Raw genomic sequence first — 21,575 nt, 5'->3', positions numbered from 1 at the left:
GGTGTAAAGGCGCCGGGGGCCCGGTCGGCCTCGGCCGTACCGTGCCCCCGCCCGTAAGCATCCGCCGTACCGCAGCCGCTCGAGCCGTCCGGGGTCAGCGGACCTCGGTGATCTCCGGGCCCCGCTGGAGCTGGCCCATGCCGCCCGAGAAGCGCGAGGACTCCTGGTCCTCCTGCTGGACGCCCTCGGGCACCATCTGCGCGTCGTTCGGCAGCTTCAGGACGATCGGGTCGCGCGGCGCCATCGGCCCCTCGCCCCGGACGACCACGGTGTCGCGGAAGATCTGCTCGAGTAGTCCGGCGGTCTGCGGCTGCACCGCGCCCTGACCGGAGATGACACCGCGCAGGAACCAGCGCGGCCCGTCCACGCCCACGAAGCGCACCAGCTGCACACCGCCGGTGCCGTCGGGCAGCTGCACCGGGACCTGGGCGCGCAGCTCCCAGCCCAGCGGGCCCTCGACCTCGTCGACGACGCCGCCCTGCTGGGTGATGCCGGAGGCGATCTCCTCGCGGACCTCGCCCCAGATGCCCTCCTTCTTCGGCGCGGCGAACGCCTGCAGCTGGATGGCGCTGTCGCGCAGCACCACCGTCGCGGCGACGATCGCGTCCCCCGCGACCTCCACGCGCAGTTCCATGCCCTCGACTCCGGGCACGAACATGCCGCCCAGGTCCACGCGGCCCTCGTCGGGCCGGGAGACCTCGGAAATGTCCCAGGGCCCGTCGGGCCGGGGCGCCGGCGGAAGGTTCACGCGGCGCGGCTCGTCCTGCGCCGCGTCGTCGGTGTCGACCTCGTCGACGACCTGCTCGGCCTCGCGCGCCACGTCCGCTGCGTCCTCAGCGGCCCTGCTCTTCTTGCGACGTCCGAACACGTCACTGTCCTTCCCGGTCGGATACGACCGAAGCGTATCGATTCCCACCCGTCCAGCCCTCCACGGCGGCATGACCGCCGGTGGACCCGAAGCCCCCCTCGGCCCGCGCCGAGCCGGGAAGCTCCGCCACCTCGTGGAAGCGGACCCTCTCGACTTGCTGAACGACCAGTTGGGCGATCCGGTCGAACCGTTCGAACCGGACGCTCTCGCGCGGGTCCAGGTTGACCACGATCACCTTGATCTCCCCACGGTACCCGGCATCCACGGTGCCCGGGGCATTCACGAGGGCCACTCCGCAGCGGGCGGCGAGCCCGGAGCGGGGGTGCACGAAGGCCGCGTACCCGTCGGGCAGGGCGATGGACACCCCCGTGGGCAGGATCGCGCGCTCGCCGGGCGCGAGTTCGGCGGCCTCGGTGGTGACGAGATCGGCGCCCGCGTCGCCCGGGTGTCCGTACGACGGGATGGGCACCTCCGGGTCCACGCGGCGGATCAGTACGTCGACGGGGTTACGGCTCTGGGACATCAGGGGTTCACCTCGAAGGCGCGGGCGCGCCGGACCTGGTCGGGGTCGGCCATGGCGGCCCGGATCTCCTCCGGGCGGCCGTTGTCGATGAAGTGATCGACCTTGACCTCGATGAAAAGGGCGTCGGCGCGGACCGCCTCGGGGCCCTGGGGGCCGCCGATCCGGCCGGTCGCCCGGCAGTAGATCTTGCGGCCGTGCACGGCGGTGACCTCGGCCTCGAGGTGCAGCACGGTGCCGACGGGCACCGGGCGCACGAAGTCGGTCTCCAGCCGGCCGGTCACGGCGATGACCCGCAGCAGCCAGCTCAGCGAGCCGAGCGTCTCGTCGAGCGCGGTCGCGAGCACGCCGCCGTGCGCCAGCCCGGGCGCTCCCTGGTGGTCGGTGGTCACCGTGAACTCGGCGGTGACGCTCACGCCCTCGCCGGCCCGCGCCGCCAGGTGCAGCCCGTGCGGCTGGGCGCCGCCGCAGCCGAAGCAGTGCTCGTAATGGGCGCCGAGGAGCTCGCCGGGGGCGGGCGCGTCGGGGTGCCGTACCGGCGGTATGGCCTCGGCGGGGGGCGTCAGTGCAGTGGTCACAGCCGCAGACCTTACCCGCGCGGCAGCCCCGGGGGCGCACCGTGCCAAGCTTGGGTGTATGCAGCCTTCCGCACCGGCTTCCGCCTCCCCCGCCGTACCGCTGTACGACGAACGTCTCACCGCCCCGCGCTCGTGGTGGCTGATCGCCGCCCTGGTCGGGCTGTCGGGCGCGCTGATCGCGCTGCCGCTGGGCACGCTGCCGATGCTCGGCGGCCTGATCCTCGCGGGCGCGCTGGCGGCGATCGGCGTCAGCACGTACGGCTCCGTCCGCGTGCGCGTGGTGGCGGGCTCGCTGGTCGCGGGGGACGCGCGGATCCCGGTGTCGGCGCTGGGCGAGCCGGAGGTGCTGGACGCCGAGGAGGCGCGCGCCTGGCGGACGTACAAGGCCGATCCGCGCGCCTTCATGGTGCTGCGCGGGTACGTGACCGAGGCGGTACGGGTCGAGGTGACGGACCCGGCGGACCCGACGCCGTACGTGTACGTCTCCAGCCGGGACCCTAAGGCCCTCGCGGCGGCGCTGACCGCGGCCCGCGCGGCCTAGAACGGCTTGGACCAGCTCAGAACGGCTTAGAAGCCGAGCTCCTTGGGGCTCTCGGGCTGGTCCAGCGGGGGCAGCTCGGGGAGGGCGTCCCAGGGCACCTGGCGGGTGCGCAGGTCCTTGCGGATCTGCTCGGCGAGGTTCTTGGTGTCGCGCCGGTTCATCATGGCGCCGACGGCGGCGCCGACCATGAACGGCATCAGGTTGGGCAGGTTGCGCACCATGCGCTTGGTGATCCGCTGGCGCAGCTCGCGCTTCATCCGGCCGCCGAGGGCGGCGTTGATGGTGGTGGGCCTGGTGACGTCGATGCCGCGCTCCTCCGTCCAGGAGGTCAGGTAGGCGGTGGCGCGCTCCCTGAGGTTGCCCGGGGGGCGCTGGCCGTAGACCTCGTGGAGCTCGGCGATGAGCTTGAGCTCGATCGCGGCGACGCCGGTGATCTCCGCGGCCAGCTCGGCCGGCATGGCCGGCGGTACGGGGAGCATGGCGGCCGCGCCGACGCCGGCGCCCACGGTGGAGGTGGCGTTGGCCGCGCCCGCGATGAGTTTGTCGGCGATCTCCTCGGGGCCGAGGCCCGGGAACTGCTTGCGCAGGGTGGCGAGGTCGCGGACGGGGACGCGCGGGGCGTTCTCGATGAGCCGGTCGGCGAGGTGGCCGAGGCCGGCGCGTGCTCCGTCGCGGCCCTTGCGTACGCCGCGCCGGACGGCTTCGACGGCTTCGAGGCGCCGTCGGACCTTGGTGGTGGGGTGCTGCTGCTGTGCCGGTAGGCCGCGTCCCGTGGGTCCGGCCTCGGCGGCTGCTTCGAGCGAGGCCGAAGGGCCTCGCTCGTCGTCACGCGCGCCGGGGGAGGGCAGGAGGGCGGAGTGCTCGGCGGACGCGTCCTGCGCGTCCGGTGCCGGGCCTGTGCCGCCCTGGTACGCCTCCGGCTTCCGGTGGAGAGGGAGCCGGAAGCGTCGCTTCCGAGACGGGGTGTCGCCTGCCACGGCCGACCGGACCTCAGTCGCAGTCTCGGCAGATCGGCTGGCCGTTCTTCTCACGGGCCAGCTGGCTGCGGTGGTGGACCAGGAAGCAGCTCATGCAGGTGAACTCGTCAGCCTGCTTGGGCAGCACCCGGACGGCCAGTTCCTCGTTCGAGAGGTCGGCGCCCGGGAGCTCCAGGCCTTCGGCGGCCTCGAACTCGTCGACGTCGACCGTCGAGGTGGACTTGTCGTTCCGGCGGGCCTTCAGTTCCTCAAGGCTGTCCGAGTCGACGTCGTCGTCGGTCTTGCGTGGGGTGTCGTAATCCGTTGCCATGTCGCTCTCCCCCTCTGGGTGTTTGCGGTGTCTCCAGCGCACGTAACGCGTGGGAGGCCGGTCTTGTGCCCGACCTGAGGCGGAGATTTTGCCTCACATCAAGGTCTGTTACTCAATCGACACCCAACCGGACCCCTTCGGAGTGATCGGATTTGAGTGGCGAACGGGACCGTACACGGTCCCGGAGTCGCGCCCTGCAGGCGCCACCCCGTGTACTTCCCGTGATCCAGGGCCCTGGAAACCCGGACTTTTCCTGGTTTTCCGGGGGAATTCTTGATCACGGAGAGTAGATGGCCGGAATCGGTCCTTTGTGATCGATCACACACGGTCAACGCGGGAACGGGTCCCGAAAATTCCGCGCAAAGCGAACACAATGACGACCGCGGCTGCGTGCCGTCCCTCCATGGTCACACCGGGAGGGTGACACGCATCACCAGGCCGCCGCCCTCGCGGGGCTCCGCGATGATACGGCCTCCGTGGGCCCGCGCGACGGACCGGGCGATCGAGAGCCCGAGCCCCACGCCCTTGTCGCTGCCGGTGCGCTCCTGCCGCAGGCGCCGGAACGGCTCGAAGAGATTGTCGATCTCGTACGCGGGTACCACCGGCCCCGTGTTCGACACCACGAGCAGGGCCTGGCCGGCCTGGGTCTCGGTGGTGACCTCGACCCAGCCCTCCTCCGGCACGTTGTAGCGCACGGCGTTCTGCACCAGGTTCAGGGCGATCCGCTCCAGCAGCACGCCGTTGCCCTGGACGACGGCGGGCGCCCGCTCACCGCGGATCTCCACGCCCTTCGCCTCGGCCTCGCCGTGCACCTGGTCGATGGCGCGCGAGGCCACCTCCGCAAGGTCCACGGGCTTGCGCTCGACGATCTCGTTGTCGCTGCGGGCGAGCAGCAGCAGGCCCTCCACCAGCTGCTCGCTGCGCTCGTTGGTGGCCAGCAGCGTCTTGCCGAGCTGCTGGAGCTCCACGGGCGCCCCGGGGTCGGAGAGGTGGACCTCCAGCAGGGTGCGGTTGATCGCCAGCGGCGTGCGCAGCTCGTGCGAGGCGTTGGCGACGAACCGCTGCTGCGCGGTGAAGGCCCGCTCCAGCCGGTCCAGCATGTCGTCGAAGGTGTCCGCGAGCTCCTTCAGCTCGTCGTCCGGGCCGTCCAGCTCGATGCGGCGGCTCAGGTCCGTACCGGCCACGTTGCGGGCGGTACGGGTGATCTTGCCGAGCGGGGACAGGACGCGGCCCGCCATCGCGTAACCGAACGCGAAGGCGATGACGCTCAGGCCCAGCAGCGCGAAGAGCGAGCGGCGCAGCAGGTCGTCCAGGGCGTGCTGGCGCTGTGCGTTGACGCAGGCGTTCATCGCGCGGTTGGCCTCGTCGGCGGTCGGCGCGTAGGGGAACTCGCAGATCTCGCTCTGCAGCCGGCCCTCGACGATCCGGAACGGCAGCGAGCTGCCGATGTGGAGCGCCTGCGCGGCCAGCAGGTAGATGATCGACAGCAGCAGGATGCCGGCGATCAGGAACATGCCGCCGTACAGCAGCGTGAGCCGTATCCGGATGGTGGGCCGCAGCCAGGGGCGAACCGGTTCCCGGGGGTCCCAGGTCGGCTTCGGAGGCGCCTGGGGAGGCGCTGGAGTCGTGGCCACGGGTCAGATCCGGTAACCGGAGCCCGGCACGGTGACGATCACCGGCGGCTCGCCGAGCTTGCGGCGCAGGGTCATGACGGTGACCCGGACGACGTTGGTGAACGGGTCGGTGTTCTCGTCCCAGGCCTTCTCCAGCAGCTGTTCGGCCGAGACCACCGCGCCCTCGCTGCGCATCAGCACCTCCAGCACCGCGAACTCCTTCGGCGCCAGCTGGATCTCCCGGCCGTCGCGGAAGACCTCGCGCCGGTTCGGGTCCAGCTTGATGCCGGCCCGCTCCAGGACCGGCGGCAGGGGCACGGTCGTACGCCGCCCGAGCGCCCGTACGCGCGCGATCAGCTCACTGAACGCGAACGGCTTCGGCAGGTAGTCGTCGGCGCCGATCTCCAGGCCCTCCACGCGGTCGCTGACGTCACCCGAGGCGGTGAGCATCAGGACGCGGGTGGCCATGCCCAGATCGACGATCTTGCGGCAGACGTCGTCGCCGTGGACGAGCGGCAGGTCGCGGTCGAGGACGACCACGTCGTAGTCGTTGACCCCGATACGCTCCAGGGCCGCCGCCCCGTCGTACACGACGTCGACGGCCATGGCCTCCCGGCGCAGTCCGGTGGCCACCGCATCGGCGAGCAGCTGCTCGTCCTCGACGACGAGTACGCGCACGGCGCTGTTCCTTCCTCCGAGCCCGGATTCGGGCGAATGAGCTGTTGACTGTGGGTATCCATCCTGCCCCTTACGCGCGTAAACCGGCTGTAAGGCGGCCTGCGGGCGGTCCGGGACGGGGGCCGCGGCACGGAGTCGGCACCGGGAATTCACCGGATTCACGAATGACTTGAGGTTTCTGTGAGGTAGCTCTTGGGGAGGACGTCTGCACACCCGAGATCACGCCGTGTCTGTGGCACGCCACGAACCGCTCTGTCCCCCAGAGGTGCCGTGCGTGATCGAGAACCCGATCGACCAACCCTCGGCACACCCCCGTGCCACCGACCCATGACGAGGGGGCGCACGATGGACGCTTTCACCGCAGGACTGCTGCAGCGCATAAGGACCACGGAGACCCACCTCACGCAGGCGCGCGAGACGGGCGACGACTTCCTCGCCGATGTCGAGCAGGAGGAGCTCGAGGACCTGCGCCGGATCGCCGCCGAACACGGCGTCGAGATCGGCACCCCGCAGATCGCCTGAGTTCCGACCGGCAGCACAGAGCCCCGATGTCCGGGTATGACATCGGGGCCGCTGTCTTTTCCAGGCGCCGTTCGCCTCGTCGGGCGCGGTCAGTCGTGCCAGGCGCCGAACTCCTCCAGGAGCGCCTGGAGCGGCTCGAAGACGCCAGGGGAGGCCGCGACCGTCAGGTCCCCGGAGGGCGGGTCGCCCGGGCGGCCGCCGGTGAGGGCGCCGGCCTCGCGGGCGATCAGGTCGCCCGCCGCCAGGTCCCAGGGCCTGAGCCCGCGTTCGTAGTAGCCGTCCAGGCGGCCGGCCGCCACGTCCGCGAGGTCGATCGCCGCCGAGCCGCCGCGGCGGATGTCGCGCAGCCGCGGGATGAGCCGCTGCGCCACGTCGGCCTGGTGGGCGCGGACCGCGGCCACGTAGTTGAAGCCGGTCGAGACCAGGGCCTGGTCCAGCGGCGGCGCCGGGCGGTGGCGGATGGGCCGGCCGTTCAGGAAGGCGCCGCCGCCGAGGACCGCGTGGAAGGTCTCGTCGCGCATGGGGACCACCACGACGCCGACGAGGGTCTCGCCGCCCCGCTCGGCGGCGATGGAGACGGCCCACGTGGGCAGGCCGTAGAGGTAGTTCACGGTGCCGTCCAGCGGGTCGACGACCCAGCGGACGCCGCTCGTGCCCTCCGTGGCGGCGCCCTCCTCGCCGAGGAGGCCGTCGTCGGGCCGGTGCTCGGCGAGGAAGCCGGTGATCAGCTTCTCGGCGGCGATGTCCATCTCGGTCACGACGTCGATGGGGCTCGACTTGGTGGCCTGGACCCCAAGGTCGGCCGGGCGGCCGTCGCGCAGCAGCGCACCGGCCCGGCGCCCGGCCTCCAGGGCGAGGTCCAGCAGGTCGTTCTGGAGTGGGTCACGCGGGTCGGTCACGGCGTCTCCTCACGCGTACGGGCTGTCGGCGCCCGCCGCCGCGGGCCGCTCGGCCCGGGCCGGGCAGCAGCCCACCGGGCACAGGTCGTGGGACGGGCCCAGGGCGCCCAGCGCGCACCGCTCCACCACCATGCCCCGCTCCGTCGCCGCGCGTTCCAGGACGAGGTCGCGGACGGCCGCGGCGAAGCGCGGGTCGGCGCCCACGGTGGCCGACCTGCGGACCGGGAGCCCCAGCTCGGCGGCCTTGGCGGTGGCCTCGGTGTCGAGGTCGTACAGGACCTCCATGTGGTCCGAGACGAAACCGATCGGGACCATCACGACCGCCGGGGCCCCGGCGCCGTGCAGCTCCTCCAGGTGGTCGCAGATGTCCGGCTCCAGCCATGGGATGTGCGGCGCGCCGCTGCGGGACTGGTAGACGAGCTGCCAGGGGTGCTCGACGCCCGTCTCGTCCCGTACGGCGTCGACGATGAGGCGTGCGACGTCCAGGTGCTCCTCGACGTACGCCCCGCCGTCGCCGTGCTCCTCGGCCGGGCCGGAGGTGTCGGCGGCGGAGACCGGGATGGAGTGCGTGGTGAAGGCGAGGTGGGCGCCCGCGCGGACGGGCTCGTCGAGCTCGGACAGCGCCTTCAGAACGCCGTCGACCATGGGCCGGAGGAAGCCCGGGTGGTTGAAGTAGTGCCGCAGCTTGTCGATCCGGGGCAGCGGCAGGCCCTCCGCCTCCAGGACGGCGAGCGCGTCCGCGAGGTTCTCCCGGTACTGGCGGCAGCCGGAGTAGGAGGCGTAGGCGCTGGTGGCGAGGACGGCGATGCGGCGGCGGCCGTCGGCCACCATCTCGCGCAGCGTGTCGGTGAGGTACGGCGCCCAGTTGCGGTTGCCCCAGTAGACCGGCAGGTCCAGGCCCGCGTCCGCGAAGTCCTTGCGCAGCGCGGCCAGCAGGGCGCGGTTCTGGTCGTTGATCGGGCTGACGCCACCGAAGAGGAAGTAGTGCTGCCCCACCTCCTTGAGCCGTTCCTTGGGGATGCCCCGGCCCCGGGTCACGTTCTCGAGGAACGGGACCACGTCGTCGGGGCCCTCGGGCCCGCCGAAGGAGAGCAGCAGCAGGGCATCGTACGGGGCTGGATCGCGCTGATCGGACATGGCATTGATCCTGCCACCCGGGTCCGACAGCCGGAAAACCGCCGTGCGCGCTCACCCATTCGGGCGTAACCTGTCAAGGCTGCCCAAAGGCCTTACGCCGCCTCACCGCGGTACCGCCGTGCGCCGCCTCACCCGCTTCACCCGCCGCCTCACCCGCCTCACGCAACGCGTGCACGCCACGCGCGCCCTACGCTCACCGGCCGGAGTACCCCTTGCCCAGTCCCTACCGCGCGATCTTCGCCGCCCCCGGAACCGTGGGCTTCTCCGCGGCCGGTTTCCTCGGCCGGATGCCGCTGGCCATGATGGGCATCGGCATCGTCACGATGATCTCCCAGCTCACCGGCCGCTACGGACTGGCCGGCGCGCTCTCGGCGACGCTCGCGGTGTCCGCCGCCGTCCTGGGCCCGCAGGTCTCCCGCCTCGTCGACCGGTACGGCCAGCGGCGCGTGCTGCGCCCGGCCACCCTGATCACCGTGACGGCCGTGGCGGGCCTGCTGATCTGCGCGCAGCAGGGGCTGCCGGAGTGGACGCTGTTCGTCTTCTCGGCCGCCGCCGGCTGCGTACCGAGCGTCGGGGCGATGACCCGGGCCCGTTGGGCGAGCATCTACCGGGGCTCGGGGCGCGAGCTGCACACCGCGTACTCCTTCGAGTCGATCATCGACGAGGTGTGCTTCATCTTCGGCCCGATCGTCTCGATCGGTCTGTCGACCATCTGGTTCCCGGAGGCGGGCCCGCTGCTGGCGGCCGTCTTCCTGGCGATCGGGGTGTGGTGGCTGACCGCCCAGCGCTCCACCGAGCCGAAGCCCCATCCGGTCGAGCAGCACACGGGCGGCTCGGCGCTCCGCTCCCCCGGCCTGCAGGTGCTGGTGGCCGCGTTCGTCGCCACCGGCACGATCTTCGGCGCGGTGGACGTGGTGACGGTGGCGTTCGCCGAGGAGGAGGGCCACAAGGCCGCGGCCAGTCTGGTGCTGGCGGTGTACGCGCTCGGCTCGTGCGTGGCGGGCGCGGTCTTCGGCCTGCTGCACCTCAAGGGTGAGCCGTCCCGCAGGTGGCTTCTGGGGGTCTGCGCGATGGCCGTGAGTATGATCCCCCTCCAACTGGTCGGGAACCTGCCGTTCCTGGCCGTGGCGCTCTTTGTCGCGGGCCTCGCCATCGCGCCGACGATGGTGACGACCATGGCCCTCGTCGAGGCCCACGTACCGCGCAGCAAGCTGACCGAGGGCATGTCCTGGACGAGTACCGGGCTCGCGGTCGGCGTGGCGCTCGGCTCCTCCGCCGCCGGCTGGGTGGTCGACGCGCACGGGGCGGCCGCGGGGTACGCGGTCCCCGGCGTCGCGGGAGTGCTCGCGGCCGCGGTGGCGTTCCTGGGGTACCGCCGGCTGCGCAGGCCGGTGCCGACGCGGGAGGGGCAGGGGCAGCGTGAGCAGCGCGAGCAGGACCCGGAACAGCCGGAGCAGCAGCACGTGGCGTAACTGGGCGGGGAACGTCACCGCCAGGCCCGTACGGGACGCCCGTCCGGCCTCGGTGGCGGAGCTGGCGGCGACGGTACGGAAGGCGGCCGAGGACGGACTGCGCGTCAAGACGGTCGGTACGGGGCACTCCTTCACGGCCATCGCCGCCACCGACGGGGTGCTGATACGGCCGGACCTGCTGACCGGGATCCGGCGCATCGACCGCCGCGAGATGACGGTGACGGTGGAATCCGGCACTCCGCTGAAGCGGCTGAACGCGGCCCTGGCCCGGGAGGGCCTGTCGCTCGCGAACATGGGCGACATCATGGAGCAGACGGTCGCGGGCGCGACCAGCACCGGGACGCACGGCACGGGCCGGGACTCGGCGTCCATCGCCGCGCAGATCAGGGAGCTGGAGCTGGTCACGGCCGACGGGCGCGTGCTGACCTGTTCCGAGAAGGAGAATCCGGAGGTCTTCGCGGCCGCCCGGATCGGGCTCGGCGCGCTGGGTGTGGTCTCCGCCCTCACCTTCGCCGTGGAGCCCCTGTTCCTGCTCACCGCGCGCGAGGAGCCGATGGGCTTCGACAAGGTCACCGCCGAGTTCGACGCCCTGCACGCGGAGAACGAGCACTTCGAGTTCTACTGGTTCCCGCACACCGGGAACTGCACCACCAAGCGCAACAACCGCAGCGCGGGCCCGGCGGCGCCGCCCGGGCGGGTCAGCGGCTGGATCGAGGACGAGTTCCTCTCCAACGGGCTCTTCCAGGTGGTCAACTCGGTGGGCCGCGCCGTGCCGGCCACCGTCCCCGCGATCGCCAAGCTCTCCAGCCGGGCGCTGTCCTCGCGTACGTACACGGACATCCCGTACAAGGTCTTCACCAGCCCGCGGCGGGTGCGGTTCGTGGAGATGGAGTACGCCGTCCCGAGGGAGGCGGCGGTCGACGCGCTGCGCGAGCTGAAGGCGATGGTCGACCGGTCGCCCCTGCGCGTCAGCTTCCCCGTGGAGGTGCGGACGGCCCCGGCGGACGACATCGCGCTGTCGACGGCGTCGGACCGGGAGACCGCGTACATCGCCGTGCACATGTACAAGGGCACCCCGTACCGGGCGTACTTCACCGCCGCGGAGCGGATCATGACGGCGCACGGCGGCCGGCCGCACTGGGGCAAGGTGCACACGCGGGACGCGGCGTACCTGGCGGAGGTCTATCCGCGGTTCGGCGAGTTCACGGCGCTCCGCGACCGGCTGGACCCGGACCGGCTGTTCGGCAACGACTACCTGCGGCGCGTGCTGGGCGACTGACGTCTCACTCGGCGGTCGCCCCCGCGTCGTCCGGTGTGGGTGAGGGCGGTGTGGGGTCGGGCGTCGGGGACGTCGGTGTCGGCGTGGGTGCGGGTGCCGGGGGCGGTGTCGGCGTGGGCGGGGTGGTGTCCGGATCCGGCGTCGGGGGTGTCGGCGTGGGTGTGGGTGCCGGGTCGGTGGGCGCGCCCGGCTCCGGGTCGGGGCTCGGCACCTGCTGCCGGTACGGGTTCTCGTGCGGGGTCGCCGGCCGGCGCGGCCCGGAGTCCCCGCCGCGTACGACGGAGCCGATGGTGGTCCCGCCGCCGCCGCTGAAGTCCCGGCCGGATATCAGCTCGTACGCGGTGATGCCGGCCATCGCCAGGACGAAGACGAGCGCCGCCGCGATGAGCGAGCGCCGTCGGCGGCTCCGGCTCCCGCCGCGTGCGCGTGTACGCGCGCGGTACGTCGTCGCACCGCCGAACTCGCCGTGCGCGGGGCCCGGCGACGCGGCCGTCGGCGCGGGGCGCGGGCGTCGCACGGCGCGCACCCGCTCGCCCGCAACGGTGAGGACGTGCTGGAAGACCGGACCGCCGCAGGTGGCGATGACGCTGATCACACCGGCGCCGAGGACCGTGCCGTACACGCCCAGTTTGGCGGCGAGCTTGGCCGCGACGACCGCGGCGACCGCACTGCCCGCCACATGGGTGACGGTGAGGTCCAGCCGCCTCTTCTTCCCTTCTCTCTCTTTTGTCCGTGTGTCCGGCTTGTGTTCCATTTCGTCCCCTTGCCCACCGGTCTGTTGGTGCATGCAAGGAGAAGAGAGCTTTGGGCGAAGCGAATAGTTCCGTTTCTGCCGATTCTGTGAAGGATGCCATCGGGGAGGAATAACCCCGAGGGCCCAACTGCCGTACCGCGGGACAAGTTCGACGGCGCGCCGGTCCACCCTGGTGGCCCGAATGGAGTACTGTGGCGAACCCTGGGCTCCGGTCCTGCGATGGGTGTCCGGGACCAACGGGAGGGGGCCAGATGGCACTCGATCCGGCGGCGCCGCGGCACCGCACGGACGCCTGCCGCACAGCGCGACCGCCGCGGTCACGCTCCGTCGCGAACAGGTAACCGTGCCATAACGGCGTTCCAGGGCCCATGCCCGACACGCCGGGCAACTCGGCAAGGTTGTGGCAGGCTGCACCCGGGCAGGCCACACTCGACTAGCGGAAGCAGCGACGCAGGTGACGTCGGCAGGCACCACCCGGGAGGTCCCCATGCCCGAACTGCGTGTCGTGGCCGTCTCCAACGACGGCACACGACTGGTGCTGAAGGCTGCTGACAACACGGAGTACACGCTTCCGATCGACGAACGGCTGCGCGCCGCCGTACGCAACGACCGCGCCCGGCTCGGCCAGATCGAGATCGAGGTGGAGAGCCACCTCCGCCCCCGCGACATCCAGGCGCGCATACGTGCCGGCGCCTCCGCCGAGGAGGTCGCCCAACTCGCGGGCATCCCCGTCGAGCGGGTACGCCGCTTCGAGGGCCCCGTGCTCGCGGAGCGTGCCTTCATGGCCGAGCGGGCCCGCAAGACCCCCGTGCGCCGGCCCGGCGAGAACACCGGCCCCCAGCTCGGCGAGGCCGTGCAGGAGCGGCTGTTGCTGCGCGGCGCCGACAAGGACACCGTGGTGTGGGACTCCTGGCGCCGGGACGACGGCACCTGGGAGGTCCTGCTCGTCTACCGCGTCGCGGGCGAGGTGCACTCGGCCAGCTGGACGTACGACCCGCCCAGGCGGCTCGTCCAGGCCGTGGACGACGAGGCGCGGGCGCTGATCGGCGAGACCGACGACGCGGTGGCGGTGCCGGAGCCGAGCTTCCCCTTCGTCCCCCGGATCGCGCGGCTGCCGCGCGACCGGCCGCTGGACCGCACGCCGGTGCCGCCGCCGGTCCCGGAGCCCGAGGAGGAGCCCGAGCGCGACTCCCTGACCAGCCTGCTGGAGGCGGTGCCGAGCTTCCGGGGCGACATGGTCGTCCCCGAGCGCGCGGGCGCCGCGGAGCCGTCCACGGCCGACCCCGAACAGGAACCGGACGCCGAGGAGCCCCCGGCCCCCGCCGCGTCGGCCGGCGCCGGCTCGGCGTACGCGGACGTGCTCATGCCGCGCGCGGTGAGCGGCCACCGCGACCGCCTGATCGGTACGACGGACCGCCAGGCGGAGGCGGACGGCGTCCGCCCGGGCCGCCGCGCGGCGGTCCCGAGCTGGGACGAGATCGTCTTCGGTACACGCCGCAAGAAGCAGGAGTAGACGCGGAAGCGACCGCCCGGGCCCGGCAGGGCCCGGGCGGTGGATCAGCCCCGGTCGGGGCCCTTGGCGACCGGGCGGGCGGGGTCGCTGGACCAGTCGGACCAGGAGCCCGCGTAGAGGGCCGCCTGGATGCCGGCGAGCTCCAGGGCCAGCACCTCGTGGGCGCCGGAGACGCCCGAGCCGCAGTAGACGCCGACCTGCGGGGCGTCCGTCGCGCCGAGGGTCTTGAAGCGGGCCGCCAGCGCCTCGGCGGGCAGGAAGCGGCCCTCCCCGTCGACGTTCTCGGTCGTCGGGGCCGAGGCCGCGCCCGGGATGTGGCCACCCACCGGATCGATCGGTTCCACATCGCCCCGGTAGCGCTCCGCCGCGCGCGCGTCCAGCAGCAGGCCCGTGCGGGCCAGCGCCGCCGCGCCGTCCGCGTCGAGCAGCGGCAGGGCGCCGGGCCGTGGCGTGAAGTCGCCAACGGACGGTGTGGGCGTCGCCGTCGACAGCTCCCCCCGCCACGCCGCGAGCCCGCCGTCGAGCACGCGTACGTCCGTGTGGCCCGCCCAGCGCAGCAGCCACCACGCGCGCGCCGCCGCCCAGCCCTGGCCCCCGTCGTACGCGACCACCCGCGAGGACGCGGAGACGCCCGCCCTGCGCATCACCGCGCCGAACTCGGCCACGTCCGGGAGCGGGTGCCGGCCGCCGCGGCCGCCCGGGCCGGGCTTGCCCGCGAGCTCCGTCTCCAGGTCGACGTAGACCGCGCCCGGGATGTGCCCCGCCTCGTACGCCGGGTGGCCGGGCGGGCCGCCGAGCTGCCAGCGGACGTCGAGGAGGACCGGCGGGCGGGGTCCGGCGATCTCGGTCGCCAGTTCGGTTGCGGAGATGATGGGGTTCATACGTGCCATCCTCGCTCAGGGTCAGCCCGCGCGGGGGCTGTCACAACGCGGATGGTCACCGGAAATTCGGGCATCCTCCTGCGGGATCGCGCCACATCCCGGCGCGGCCGGGGCGCACCGCGCGGCCAGTGGTGCAAGCATCTGACGAGGCGTGGAGCCGGTACCCGAACGGCGCGCACGCCCGGTCCCCCCGCACGGCCACAACCGATGGTCGAAGGAGAGAGTGACGATGACCGAGGCGGCTCGGCGCAAGCCCGGTACACCCTGCTGGGTGAGTTTGATGGCGCACGACCTTGACGCGACGCGGGAGTTCTACGGGGCACTGTTCGGCTGGCGGTTCCAGCCGGGTCCGCAGCAGCTCGGCCCGTACCTGCGCGGGCTGCTCGACGGCGAGGAGGTCGCCGGCATCGGCCAGCACCCGGGCGACCGGGGCCTGCCGACGGCGTGGACGCCGTACCTGGCGTCGGACGACGCCGACGAGAGCGCCGAATCGATCCGGTGCAGCGGCGGCACGGTCGCCGTGGGGCCGCTGGACGCCGCCGACGCCGGCCGCATGGTGATCTGCTCCGATCCCACGGGCGCCGTCTTCGGGGTCTGGCAGGCCGCCTCGCACCTCGGTACGGCGGTGGCGGGCAGGCACGGCACCCCGGTCTGGAACGAGCTGCTGACGCAGGAGACCGAGGCCGTCGGCAAGTTCTACAAGACGGTGTTCGGGTACGAGCTGGAGCCACTCGCCTCCGCCGACGCCGACGTGGACGCGGACGTGGTGACGCTGAGGCTGGACGACCGCCCGGTGGCCTCGCTGCACGGCGTCGGCACGGCGCTGCCGCGGGACCGGGGCGCGCACTGGATGACCTGGTTCGAGGTGGCGGACGCGGACGACGCGGCGCGACGGGTCGCCGAGCTGGGCGGTCGGGTGGTGGAGCCCCCGCGCGACGGCCCCAGAGGCCGGCACGCGACGGTAGCGGACCCGGAGGGCGCGGTCTTCACGGTCGTACGGTCGGCCGGCGACCGCTGAGAGCGGTCGCGCCCCGGGCGGCCGGCCCGGGAGCGCCGGAGGGCAGCGTCAGGCGGGCGTGACCGGCAGGACGTCCGGGGAGAGGGCGGCGGCGCGCGCCGCGGCGCTCGTCATCCGCTTGCGGTGGTGACGGCGGCACAGGACCTCGTACCCGACCTCACCGGCCGGGCGGTTGACGTCGCCCACGACGACCTGTTCACCCTCGACGACCATCTCGCCGCCCACCGTGCGGGCGTTGTGCGTGGCGCGCGCCCCGCACCAGCACATCGCCTCGACCTGGAGGGTCTCGACACGGTCCGCCAGCTCGATCAGCCGCTGGGAGCCGGGGAAGAGCTTGGTGCGGAAGTCCGTGGTGATGCCGAAGGCGAAGACGTCCAGCTCCAGGTCGTCGACGACGCGCGCCAGCTGGTCGATCTGCTCGGGCGCGAGGAACTGCGCCTCGTCGACGATGACGTAGTCGACCTTGCCGCCCTTCGACATCTGGTCCACCAGGTGGCCGTACAGGTCCATGCCCGGGCCCGCCTCGACCGCCTCCGTCACCAGGCCGAGGCGCGAGGAGAGCTTGCCCTGGCCGGCGCGGTCGTCACGCGTGAAGATCATGCCCTGGAGGCCCCGGGCGGAACGGTTGTGCTCGATCTGCAGAGCGAGGGTGCTCTTTCCGCAGTCCATCGTTCCGGAGAAGAACACCAACTCGGGCATGGGAAAGTGACGGCCTTTCGGGTCGTGGAGGGGGAAGCGGGGGTCAGGAACGGACTTCGAGGAGGGGGACGAGCTGCTCGGCCGGGGTCATCGAGCCGTGCATGCCCGCCATCACGGACTCGTGCGGCTCGTTGACGGACGCGGTGATCACGACGTCGTCGTGTGCGGCGGCGACGACGTCGCCGATCCGGCCGTACACCCGCTCGTCGATCCCGGGTCCGAACCAGCCCGCCGCGATCGCCTCCTCGCGGCTCGCCACCCAGAACTGCTCGCCGAGCACCTCGCGCCAGCAGGCCAGCACGTCGGCCTCGGCTCCCGGCACGGCGTACACGTGGCGGGCCCGGCCCTCGCCGCCCAGCAGGGCGACTCCGGCACGCAGCTCCCAGTCCTCGTCGAAGTCGATCCGGGACTGCTCGTCGAACGGGATGTCCACCATGCCGTGGTCGGCGGTGACGTACAGCGCGGAGCGCGGTGGCAGCTGCTCGACCAGGCGCTGGACGAGCCGGTCCACGCACATCAGCTGGCCGCGCCAGGAGTCGGAGTCGATGCCGTGGCGGTGGCCGCTGCCGTCGAGCTCGCTGTAGTACGTGTAGACCAGCGAACGGTCGCCGGCGGCGAGCTGCTCGGCGGCGAAGTCCATGCGCTCGTCGCCCGAGAGCCGCCCGTGAAACGTTCCGCCGCTGAGCGCGATCTTGGTGAGCGGCGTGTCCTGGAAGGCCGGCGACGAGACCTGCGCCGTGTGGACGCCGGCCGCGTCGGCGAGCTGGAAGACGGTGGGGTACGGCTGCCACACGTGCGGCGGCGTCCAGGGCCGCCAGCGCAGCTGGTTCATCAGCGCGCCGGTGTCCGGGTCCCGCACGGTGTAGCCCGTCAGGCCGTGCGCGCCGGGCGGCAGGCCCGTACCGACGGAGGCCAGCGAGGTGGCCGTGGTGGCCGGGAAGCCGGCGGTGAGGGGCCGCCCGGTGCCGCCGCGCGAGGTGGCGAGCAGCGAGGTGAGGTAGGGGGCCTCGTCCGGGTGCGCCTTGATCTGCTCCCAGCCGAGGCCGTCGATCAGGAACACGCAGTTCCGGTCGGCGGGCGCCAGCTCCGCGATGCGGTGGTCGCACCCCGGGACGCCCTGCGCCGCCACGAGCGTGGGCAGCAGGTCGGCGAGGGAGCCGGAGCCGTACTCCGGTACGGGCGCGGTGTCGAGGGCGAGCGGCGTCGGGTCGTCGGGCCAGGCGGCGGCCGTCGCGGTGGGCTGCACCATCAGCGGGTGGCCGCGGTGGCCTCGGACAGGGCCTGCGCGAAGGCGAGGGCCTGGCGGACCGTCTCGGGGCCGTCGCCGGCCTCGCTCACGCGCAGGCTCAGGTCGTCCGCGGTGGCGTTGCCGGTGTAGCCGTGGTCGGCCTCGCAGTTCGGGTCGCCGCAGGCGGCGGGCTCCAGGTCGATGCGGGAGACCGCGCCCCAGCCGATGTTGAGGACCACCTCGCGGGGCAGGGTGCCCGGGGTGTACGACTCCGGGTTCGCCACGACGCGGCTGAGCACCACGGACGAGATCCGGCCGAGCTTCACGGACTCGGTCGAGGTCGTGGCGTACGGCGTCGGGGAGCTGGTGTCGGCGTTCTGCTCGTCGGTGTGGCTGACGATGAAGCGGGTGGACGTCAGGACGAGGACGGTGACGTGACGGCGCACCTCGTTGGCGTCGAACGTGGTCTCCTGGTGAACCAGGTACGAGGCGATGGGCTCGCCGCCCACGGCGGCCTCCACCGCCTCGGCCACGAGGGCCGGGTAGTAGCCGCTGCGCTCGATCGCCGCGCGCAGCCCCTGGGTCGTCGTACCGGTCTTCGCCATGAGCTCCATCCTACGGGGCCGGTAGGACACGCCCGCCCCCTCAGTAGTTCGGGAGCCGCCGCGGGCCCAGGTCGGTACGGGCCGGAGGCGGCGCGAGGCGGACGGCCGCGCCGAGGACGGACAGGCCGCGCGGGGCGACGACGACCGGCTCCAGGCCGATGGAGACGATCTCCGGGTGGTCGTCGACGAGCCGGGAGACCCGCAGCAGCAGCTCTTCGAGGGCGGGGGTGTCGACCGGGTCCGAGCCGCGCCAGCCGAACAGCAGCGGCGCCGTGCGGATGGAGCGGATCTGCTCGGCGACGTCCCGGTCGGTGGCCGGAACCAGCCGGTGCGCGGTGTCGCCGAGCAGCTCGGAGGGTGCGCCCGCGAGGCCGAAGGACAGCACGGCGCCCACGCCCGGGTCGATGGCGGCGCGCACGACGGTGTCGACGCCGCGCGGCGCCATGGCCTGCACGACCGGCTGGAGCTCCGCGGGCTTGCCGAGCGTCTCGGTCAGCTCGGCGTATGCGGCGCGCAGCTGTTCCTCGGTGGCCAGGTCGAGGCGTACGCCGCCGAGGTCGGGGCGGTGGCGCAGGTGGGGCGCGGTGGTCTTGAGCGCGACGGGGTAGCCGAGGCGCTCGGCGGCGCGGACGGCGTCGTCGGGCGTGGGGGCGGCGAGGGCGGGGCGTACGTCGATGCCGTACCTCCCGAGCAGCTCGCGGGCGGCCGCGGCGTCGAGGGTGACGCCGCTCCGCTGTGCCGTGCGGTCGCCGCCGTGGTTGCCGCCGCCACTGCCACCGCTGCCGCCACCGTCGCCGTCGCCATCGGCGAGCAGGCGCTCGATCTGCGCGGCGGCCCCCGCCTCGTCGATCCCGTCGTAGTGGGGCACCCGCCCGGGCTCGGCGGCCTCCCGCCGCCACCGCGCGTACCGCACGGCCTGCGCGAGCGCACGGGCGGCCCGCTCGGCGGCGGGGTAGGCGGGGATGCGGTGGGCGCCGTCGGGGTGTGCCGGTGCCTGGGGGGACGGGGCCGGAGCAGGGAGGGGGTCTCCCCCACCCCGCCCCTTCCCGAAGCCCTCCGGGGGCACGGGGGCCGAGGCCCCCCGGCCCGCCGGGACCGCGCCGGCTCCGGCGACCGCGCCGCCCGCGGGCCCCGGCCGGTGGTCCGCGTCAGAGGGCGCGGGGGCCCTCGGCGGGGGTGCCGTGCCGGCGGCGGCGGACAGGGCGTCGGCCAGGGCGCCCATTTCGACGTGGACCACCAGGACCGGCTTCGTCGGCGCCGTCGCGGACGCGGCGCGCAGGGCGGCCGCGAGGACCTCGCCGTCGCCGGACTCGGTCACGCCGTTCTCGCCGACCCACGGGATCGCGGTGACCACCACGGCGTCACACGCGTCGTCGCGCAGCGCCTCCGCCAGCGCCGCGCGGAAGTCCTCGGGCGTGGCGGCGGTCGTCAGGTCGCGGGGCCGCAGCGGTCGCAGGCCCTCCGTCAGGCAGGCGTCGTACGTCAGGAGGCCGAGGGACTCGGAGTTGCCGAGGATCGCCACCCGGGGGCCGGCCGGGAGCGGCTGGCCGGCGAGGAGGAGGCCCGCGTCGACCAGCTCGGTGACGGTGTCGACGCGGATGACGCCCGCCTGCCGGAGGAGGGCGGACACCGTGGCGTACGGGATGCGGGTGACGGGCACCGCGTGGCCGGGCGGCGCGCTGCCGCTGTGGCGGGCGCCCTGGACCACGACGACCGGCTTCACCGCCGCCGTGCGCCGTGCGAGCCGGGTGAACTTCCGCGGGTTCCCGATCGATTCGAGGTACAGCAGGACGACGTCCGTGTCGGCGTCCTCGTACCAGTACTGCAGGATGTCGTTGCCGGACACGTCCGCCCGGTTTCCGGCCGAGACGAAGGTCGACAGGCCCGCCCCGCGCCGGTGCAGCCCCGCCAGCAGCGCGATGCCGATCGCGCCGGACTGGGTGAAGAGCCCGATCCGGCCCCGCGCCGGCGGGTGCGGCGCCAGGGAGGCGTTCAGCCGCACGCCGGGGGCGGTGTTGATGATGCCGAAGGCGTTCGGGCCGATGATGCGCATGCCGTACGAGCGGGCCTGGCGGACCAGCTCCCGCTGGCGCTCCCGCCCTTCGGCGCCCTGCTCGGCGTACCCGGCGGAGAGGACGACCAGCCCCTGGACGCCGTGCTCCCCGCAGGCGGCGACGGCTTCCGGCACGCGCTCGGCGGGGACGGCGAGCACGGCCAGGTCCACGGGCTCGGCGATGTCGGCGACCGAACGGAAGGCGGGGACCCCGTCCATGACGGACTCGCCCTCGGGCAGGGCGCGGTTCACGGCGTACGTACGGCCGGTGTATCCGGCGTCGAGGAGGTTGCGCAGGACCGTGCGGCCGACGCCGCCGGGTGTGCGGCCCGCGCCGATGACGGCGAGGGAGCCGGGGGCGAGCAGGCGCTGCACGGAGCGGGCCTCGGCGCGCTGCTCGCGGGCGCGCTGGACGGCGAGGGAGCGGTCGGTGGGCTCCAGGTCGAGGTGGAGGCGGACGGCGCCGTCCTCGAAGCTGCGCTTCTGGGTGTACCCGGCGTCCGTGAAGACCTTGATCATCTTGGTGTTGGCGGGCAGCACCTCCGCCGCGAACCGCCGGATGTCGCGTTCCCGCGCCACCGCCGCGATGTGTTCGAGGAGCGCGGAGGCCACGCCTCTCCCCTGGTGGGCGTCCTGGACGAGGAAGGCGACCTCGGCCTCGTCCGCGGGGGCGCCGGCGGGCAGGCCGCGCTCGTCGATCCGGTCGTAGCGGACGGTCGCGATGAACTCGCCTCCGACGGTCGCGGCGAGGCCCACCCGGTCCACGTAGTCGTGGTGCGTGAAGCGGTGCACGTCCTTGGCGGAGAGGCGGGGGTAGGGTGCGAAAAACCGGTAGTACTTCGACTCGTCGGAGACCTGCTCGTAGAAGCTGACCAGGCGTTCCGCGTCGTCCGGGGTGATGGGCCTGATCCGCGCGGTGCCGCCGTCGCGCAGCACGACATCGGCTTCCCAGTGGTCGGGGTACGCATGTTCCGGCTGATCCGACGGGGTCCGCATGGGCCCAGGTTACGGTGCGGGGCACCGGTCGCGGAGGTGCTGTGGACAGGGCACATTGATCAGGTTCGCATGCACACCGGAGAACATGAGAGAGTGGTCTAGACAACCCCCTGAACTCGAAGGGCAACACCATGGCTGAGCGCCGCGTCAACGTCGGCTGGGCCGAGGGCCTGCACGCCCGCCCCGCCTCCATCTTCGTCCGTGCCGCCACGGCCGCCGGCGTCCCCGTGACGATCGCCAAGGCCGACGGCAACCCGGTGAACGCCGCGTCGATGCTCGCGGTCCTCGGCCTGGGTGCGCAGGGCGGCGAGGAGATCGTGCTCGCGTCGGACGCGGAGGGCGCGGACGCCGCTCTGGACCGCCTGGCGAAGCTGGTCGCCGAAGGGCTCGAGGAGCTTCCCGAGACCGTCTGATCCGTCTCGGATATCTCCGGC

At 73.3% G+C, this 21,575-nt stretch carries 22 protein-coding genes; 7 read left to right on the top strand and 15 right to left on the bottom strand.

The window, feature by feature from the left end:
* Nucleotides 1-94: 94 nt before the first annotated feature.
* From AB0A69_RS26810 to AB0A69_RS26800, 3 genes are read right to left on the bottom strand one after another with little or no spacing between them, the layout of a single operon-like run.
* The gene (locus AB0A69_RS26810) at nucleotides 95-868 is read right to left on the bottom strand and encodes a DUF3710 domain-containing protein (protein WP_361427111.1); all 774 of its coding nucleotides are present in this window, start codon (nucleotides 866-868) and stop codon (nucleotides 95-97) included.
* A 1-nt stretch (nucleotide 869) separates the two neighbouring features.
* The gene (dut, locus tag AB0A69_RS26805; RefSeq protein WP_361427108.1) at nucleotides 870-1,391 is read right to left on the bottom strand and encodes a dUTP diphosphatase; all 522 of its coding nucleotides are present in this window, start codon (nucleotides 1,389-1,391) and stop codon (nucleotides 870-872) included.
* Nucleotides 1,391-1,966 (bottom strand): hotdog domain-containing protein, encoded by a 576-nt coding sequence (locus AB0A69_RS26800; protein WP_361427105.1) that lies wholly within the window; start codon nucleotides 1,964-1,966, stop codon nucleotides 1,391-1,393. The genes dut and AB0A69_RS26800 overlap by 1 nt, the downstream gene beginning before the upstream one ends.
* A 58-nt stretch (nucleotides 1,967-2,024) precedes the next feature.
* On the opposite strand from AB0A69_RS26800, the gene AB0A69_RS26795 reads away from it, so the two are divergent.
* Nucleotides 2,025-2,507 (top strand): DUF3093 domain-containing protein, encoded by a 483-nt coding sequence (locus tag AB0A69_RS26795; RefSeq protein ID WP_361427102.1) that lies wholly within the window; start codon nucleotides 2,025-2,027, stop codon nucleotides 2,505-2,507.
* Nucleotides 2,508-2,533: 26 nt separating this feature from the next.
* Here AB0A69_RS26795 and AB0A69_RS26790 read toward each other — a convergent pair whose 3' ends face one another.
* The 4 genes from AB0A69_RS26790 to AB0A69_RS26775 form a co-directional block, all read right to left on the bottom strand.
* Nucleotides 2,534-3,484 carry a hypothetical protein gene (locus AB0A69_RS26790; protein WP_361427099.1) on the bottom strand — a complete coding sequence of 317 codons (951 nt, stop codon included), beginning with the start codon at nucleotides 3,482-3,484 and terminating at the stop codon, nucleotides 2,534-2,536.
* A 13-nt stretch (nucleotides 3,485-3,497) separates the two neighbouring features.
* Complete coding sequence (locus tag AB0A69_RS26785) at nucleotides 3,498-3,794, bottom strand: DUF4193 domain-containing protein (RefSeq protein WP_003955561.1); 297 nt, start codon at nucleotides 3,792-3,794, stop codon at nucleotides 3,498-3,500.
* A 407-nt stretch (nucleotides 3,795-4,201) separates the two neighbouring features.
* Nucleotides 4,202-5,428: an ATP-binding protein gene (locus AB0A69_RS26780; RefSeq protein ID WP_361427096.1), complete on the bottom strand. Its 1,227-nt coding sequence runs from the start codon at nucleotides 5,426-5,428 to the stop codon at nucleotides 4,202-4,204.
* Between the two features lie 3 nt (nucleotides 5,429-5,431).
* On the bottom strand, nucleotides 5,432-6,085 hold the full coding sequence (locus tag AB0A69_RS26775; RefSeq protein WP_355356866.1) for a response regulator transcription factor: 654 nt from the start codon (nucleotides 6,083-6,085) through the stop codon (nucleotides 5,432-5,434).
* 345 nt (nucleotides 6,086-6,430) lie between these two features.
* On the opposite strand from AB0A69_RS26775, the gene AB0A69_RS26770 reads away from it, so the two are divergent.
* Complete coding sequence (locus tag AB0A69_RS26770) at nucleotides 6,431-6,607, top strand: hypothetical protein (protein WP_361427092.1); 177 nt, start codon at nucleotides 6,431-6,433, stop codon at nucleotides 6,605-6,607.
* 89 nt (nucleotides 6,608-6,696) lie between these two features.
* Here AB0A69_RS26770 and AB0A69_RS26765 read toward each other — a convergent pair whose 3' ends face one another.
* Together AB0A69_RS26765 and AB0A69_RS26760 are read right to left on the bottom strand one after the other, a co-directional pair.
* Nucleotides 6,697-7,506 (bottom strand): inositol monophosphatase family protein, encoded by an 810-nt coding sequence (locus AB0A69_RS26765; RefSeq protein ID WP_361427089.1) that lies wholly within the window; start codon nucleotides 7,504-7,506, stop codon nucleotides 6,697-6,699.
* 9 nt (nucleotides 7,507-7,515) lie between these two features.
* The gene (locus tag AB0A69_RS26760) at nucleotides 7,516-8,643 is read right to left on the bottom strand and encodes a ferrochelatase (protein ID WP_361427086.1); all 1,128 of its coding nucleotides are present in this window, start codon (nucleotides 8,641-8,643) and stop codon (nucleotides 7,516-7,518) included.
* 212 nt (nucleotides 8,644-8,855) lie between these two features.
* Between AB0A69_RS26760 and AB0A69_RS26755 the strand changes: the two genes are divergently transcribed.
* Both AB0A69_RS26755 and AB0A69_RS26750 read left to right on the top strand, forming a co-directional pair.
* Nucleotides 8,856-10,115, top strand: coding sequence for an MFS transporter (locus AB0A69_RS26755; protein ID WP_361427083.1), 1,260 nt, complete (start codon nucleotides 8,856-8,858; stop codon nucleotides 10,113-10,115).
* Nucleotides 10,063-11,394, top strand: coding sequence for a D-arabinono-1,4-lactone oxidase (locus tag AB0A69_RS26750; RefSeq protein WP_361427080.1), 1,332 nt, complete (start codon nucleotides 10,063-10,065; stop codon nucleotides 11,392-11,394). The genes AB0A69_RS26755 and AB0A69_RS26750 overlap by 53 nt, the downstream gene beginning before the upstream one ends.
* A gap of 4 nt (nucleotides 11,395-11,398) precedes the next feature.
* On the opposite strand, the gene AB0A69_RS26745 is transcribed toward AB0A69_RS26750, so the two are convergent.
* Nucleotides 11,399-12,073, bottom strand: a complete 675-nt coding sequence (locus AB0A69_RS26745; protein ID WP_361427077.1) for a hypothetical protein — start codon at nucleotides 12,071-12,073, stop codon at nucleotides 11,399-11,401.
* Nucleotides 12,074-12,635: 562 nt separating this feature from the next.
* Between AB0A69_RS26745 and sepH the strand changes: the two genes are divergently transcribed.
* Nucleotides 12,636-13,661: a septation protein SepH gene (sepH, locus tag AB0A69_RS26740; RefSeq protein WP_361427074.1), complete on the top strand. Its 1,026-nt coding sequence runs from the start codon at nucleotides 12,636-12,638 to the stop codon at nucleotides 13,659-13,661.
* 44 nt (nucleotides 13,662-13,705) lie between these two features.
* Here sepH and AB0A69_RS26735 read toward each other — a convergent pair whose 3' ends face one another.
* A complete protein-coding gene (locus tag AB0A69_RS26735) occupies nucleotides 13,706-14,542 on the bottom strand; it encodes a sulfurtransferase (protein ID WP_361427071.1) in 837 nt (278 codons plus the stop codon).
* A 229-nt stretch (nucleotides 14,543-14,771) separates the two neighbouring features.
* On the opposite strand from AB0A69_RS26735, the gene AB0A69_RS26730 reads away from it, so the two are divergent.
* Nucleotides 14,772-15,560 carry a VOC family protein gene (locus AB0A69_RS26730; RefSeq protein WP_361427068.1) on the top strand — a complete coding sequence of 263 codons (789 nt, stop codon included), beginning with the start codon at nucleotides 14,772-14,774 and terminating at the stop codon, nucleotides 15,558-15,560.
* A 48-nt stretch (nucleotides 15,561-15,608) separates the two neighbouring features.
* Here AB0A69_RS26730 and AB0A69_RS26725 read toward each other — a convergent pair whose 3' ends face one another.
* Genes AB0A69_RS26725 through AB0A69_RS26710 form a run of 4 tightly spaced genes read right to left on the bottom strand, consistent with a single transcriptional unit; the run spans nucleotide 15,609 to nucleotide 21,141 of the window.
* A complete protein-coding gene (locus AB0A69_RS26725; RefSeq protein ID WP_361427065.1) occupies nucleotides 15,609-16,259 on the bottom strand; it encodes a thymidine kinase in 651 nt (216 codons plus the stop codon).
* A gap of 43 nt (nucleotides 16,260-16,302) precedes the next feature.
* Nucleotides 16,303-17,508 carry a nucleotide pyrophosphatase/phosphodiesterase family protein gene (locus AB0A69_RS26720; protein ID WP_361427062.1) on the bottom strand — a complete coding sequence of 402 codons (1,206 nt, stop codon included), beginning with the start codon at nucleotides 17,506-17,508 and terminating at the stop codon, nucleotides 16,303-16,305.
* Nucleotides 17,508-18,092, bottom strand: coding sequence for a DUF5998 family protein (locus AB0A69_RS26715; protein ID WP_361427059.1), 585 nt, complete (start codon nucleotides 18,090-18,092; stop codon nucleotides 17,508-17,510). The genes AB0A69_RS26720 and AB0A69_RS26715 overlap by 1 nt, the downstream gene beginning before the upstream one ends.
* 40 nt (nucleotides 18,093-18,132) lie before the next feature.
* Nucleotides 18,133-21,141 (bottom strand): GNAT family N-acetyltransferase, encoded by a 3,009-nt coding sequence (locus tag AB0A69_RS26710; protein WP_361427056.1) that lies wholly within the window; start codon nucleotides 21,139-21,141, stop codon nucleotides 18,133-18,135.
* A gap of 131 nt (nucleotides 21,142-21,272) precedes the next feature.
* On the opposite strand from AB0A69_RS26710, the gene AB0A69_RS26705 reads away from it, so the two are divergent.
* Complete coding sequence (locus AB0A69_RS26705) at nucleotides 21,273-21,554, top strand: HPr family phosphocarrier protein (protein ID WP_030021209.1); 282 nt, start codon at nucleotides 21,273-21,275, stop codon at nucleotides 21,552-21,554.
* Nucleotides 21,555-21,575: the final 21 nt, after the last annotated feature.

Source organism: Streptomyces sp. NPDC045431 (genome assembly GCF_040646655.1).
In the GTDB taxonomy this organism is placed as follows: Bacteria; Actinomycetota; Actinomycetes; order Streptomycetales; family Streptomycetaceae; genus Streptomyces.
This window is presented reverse-complemented; position numbering and strand designations above follow the sequence as displayed.

Excerpts from the sequence above, each read along its gene's own strand:
- AB0A69_RS26770 (WP_361427092.1), top strand. The coding sequence starts at position 6,431 with ATGGACGCTTTCACCGCAGGACTGCTGCAGCGCATAAGGACCACGGAG.
- AB0A69_RS26705 (WP_030021209.1), top strand. The coding sequence starts at position 21,273 with ATGGCTGAGCGCCGCGTCAACGTCGGCTGGGCCGAGGGCCTGCACGCC.
- dut (WP_361427108.1), bottom strand. The coding sequence starts at position 1,391 with ATGTCCCAGAGCCGTAACCCCGTCGACGTACTGATCCGCCGCGTGGAC.
- AB0A69_RS26725 (WP_361427065.1), bottom strand. The coding sequence starts at position 16,259 with ATGCCCGAGTTGGTGTTCTTCTCCGGAACGATGGACTGCGGAAAGAGC.
- AB0A69_RS26730 (WP_361427068.1), top strand. The coding sequence starts at position 14,772 with ATGACCGAGGCGGCTCGGCGCAAGCCCGGTACACCCTGCTGGGTGAGT.
- AB0A69_RS26715 (WP_361427059.1), bottom strand. The coding sequence starts at position 18,092 with ATGGCGAAGACCGGTACGACGACCCAGGGGCTGCGCGCGGCGATCGAG.
- sepH (WP_361427074.1), top strand. The coding sequence starts at position 12,636 with ATGCCCGAACTGCGTGTCGTGGCCGTCTCCAACGACGGCACACGACTG.
- AB0A69_RS26710 (WP_361427056.1), bottom strand. The coding sequence starts at position 21,141 with ATGCGGACCCCGTCGGATCAGCCGGAACATGCGTACCCCGACCACTGG.
- AB0A69_RS26760 (WP_361427086.1), bottom strand. The coding sequence starts at position 8,643 with ATGTCCGATCAGCGCGATCCAGCCCCGTACGATGCCCTGCTGCTGCTC.
- AB0A69_RS26785 (WP_003955561.1), bottom strand. The coding sequence starts at position 3,794 with ATGGCAACGGATTACGACACCCCACGCAAGACCGACGACGACGTCGAC.
- AB0A69_RS26735 (WP_361427071.1), bottom strand. The coding sequence starts at position 14,542 with ATGAACCCCATCATCTCCGCAACCGAACTGGCGACCGAGATCGCCGGA.
- AB0A69_RS26795 (WP_361427102.1), top strand. The coding sequence starts at position 2,025 with ATGCAGCCTTCCGCACCGGCTTCCGCCTCCCCCGCCGTACCGCTGTAC.
- AB0A69_RS26720 (WP_361427062.1), bottom strand. The coding sequence starts at position 17,508 with ATGGTGCAGCCCACCGCGACGGCCGCCGCCTGGCCCGACGACCCGACG.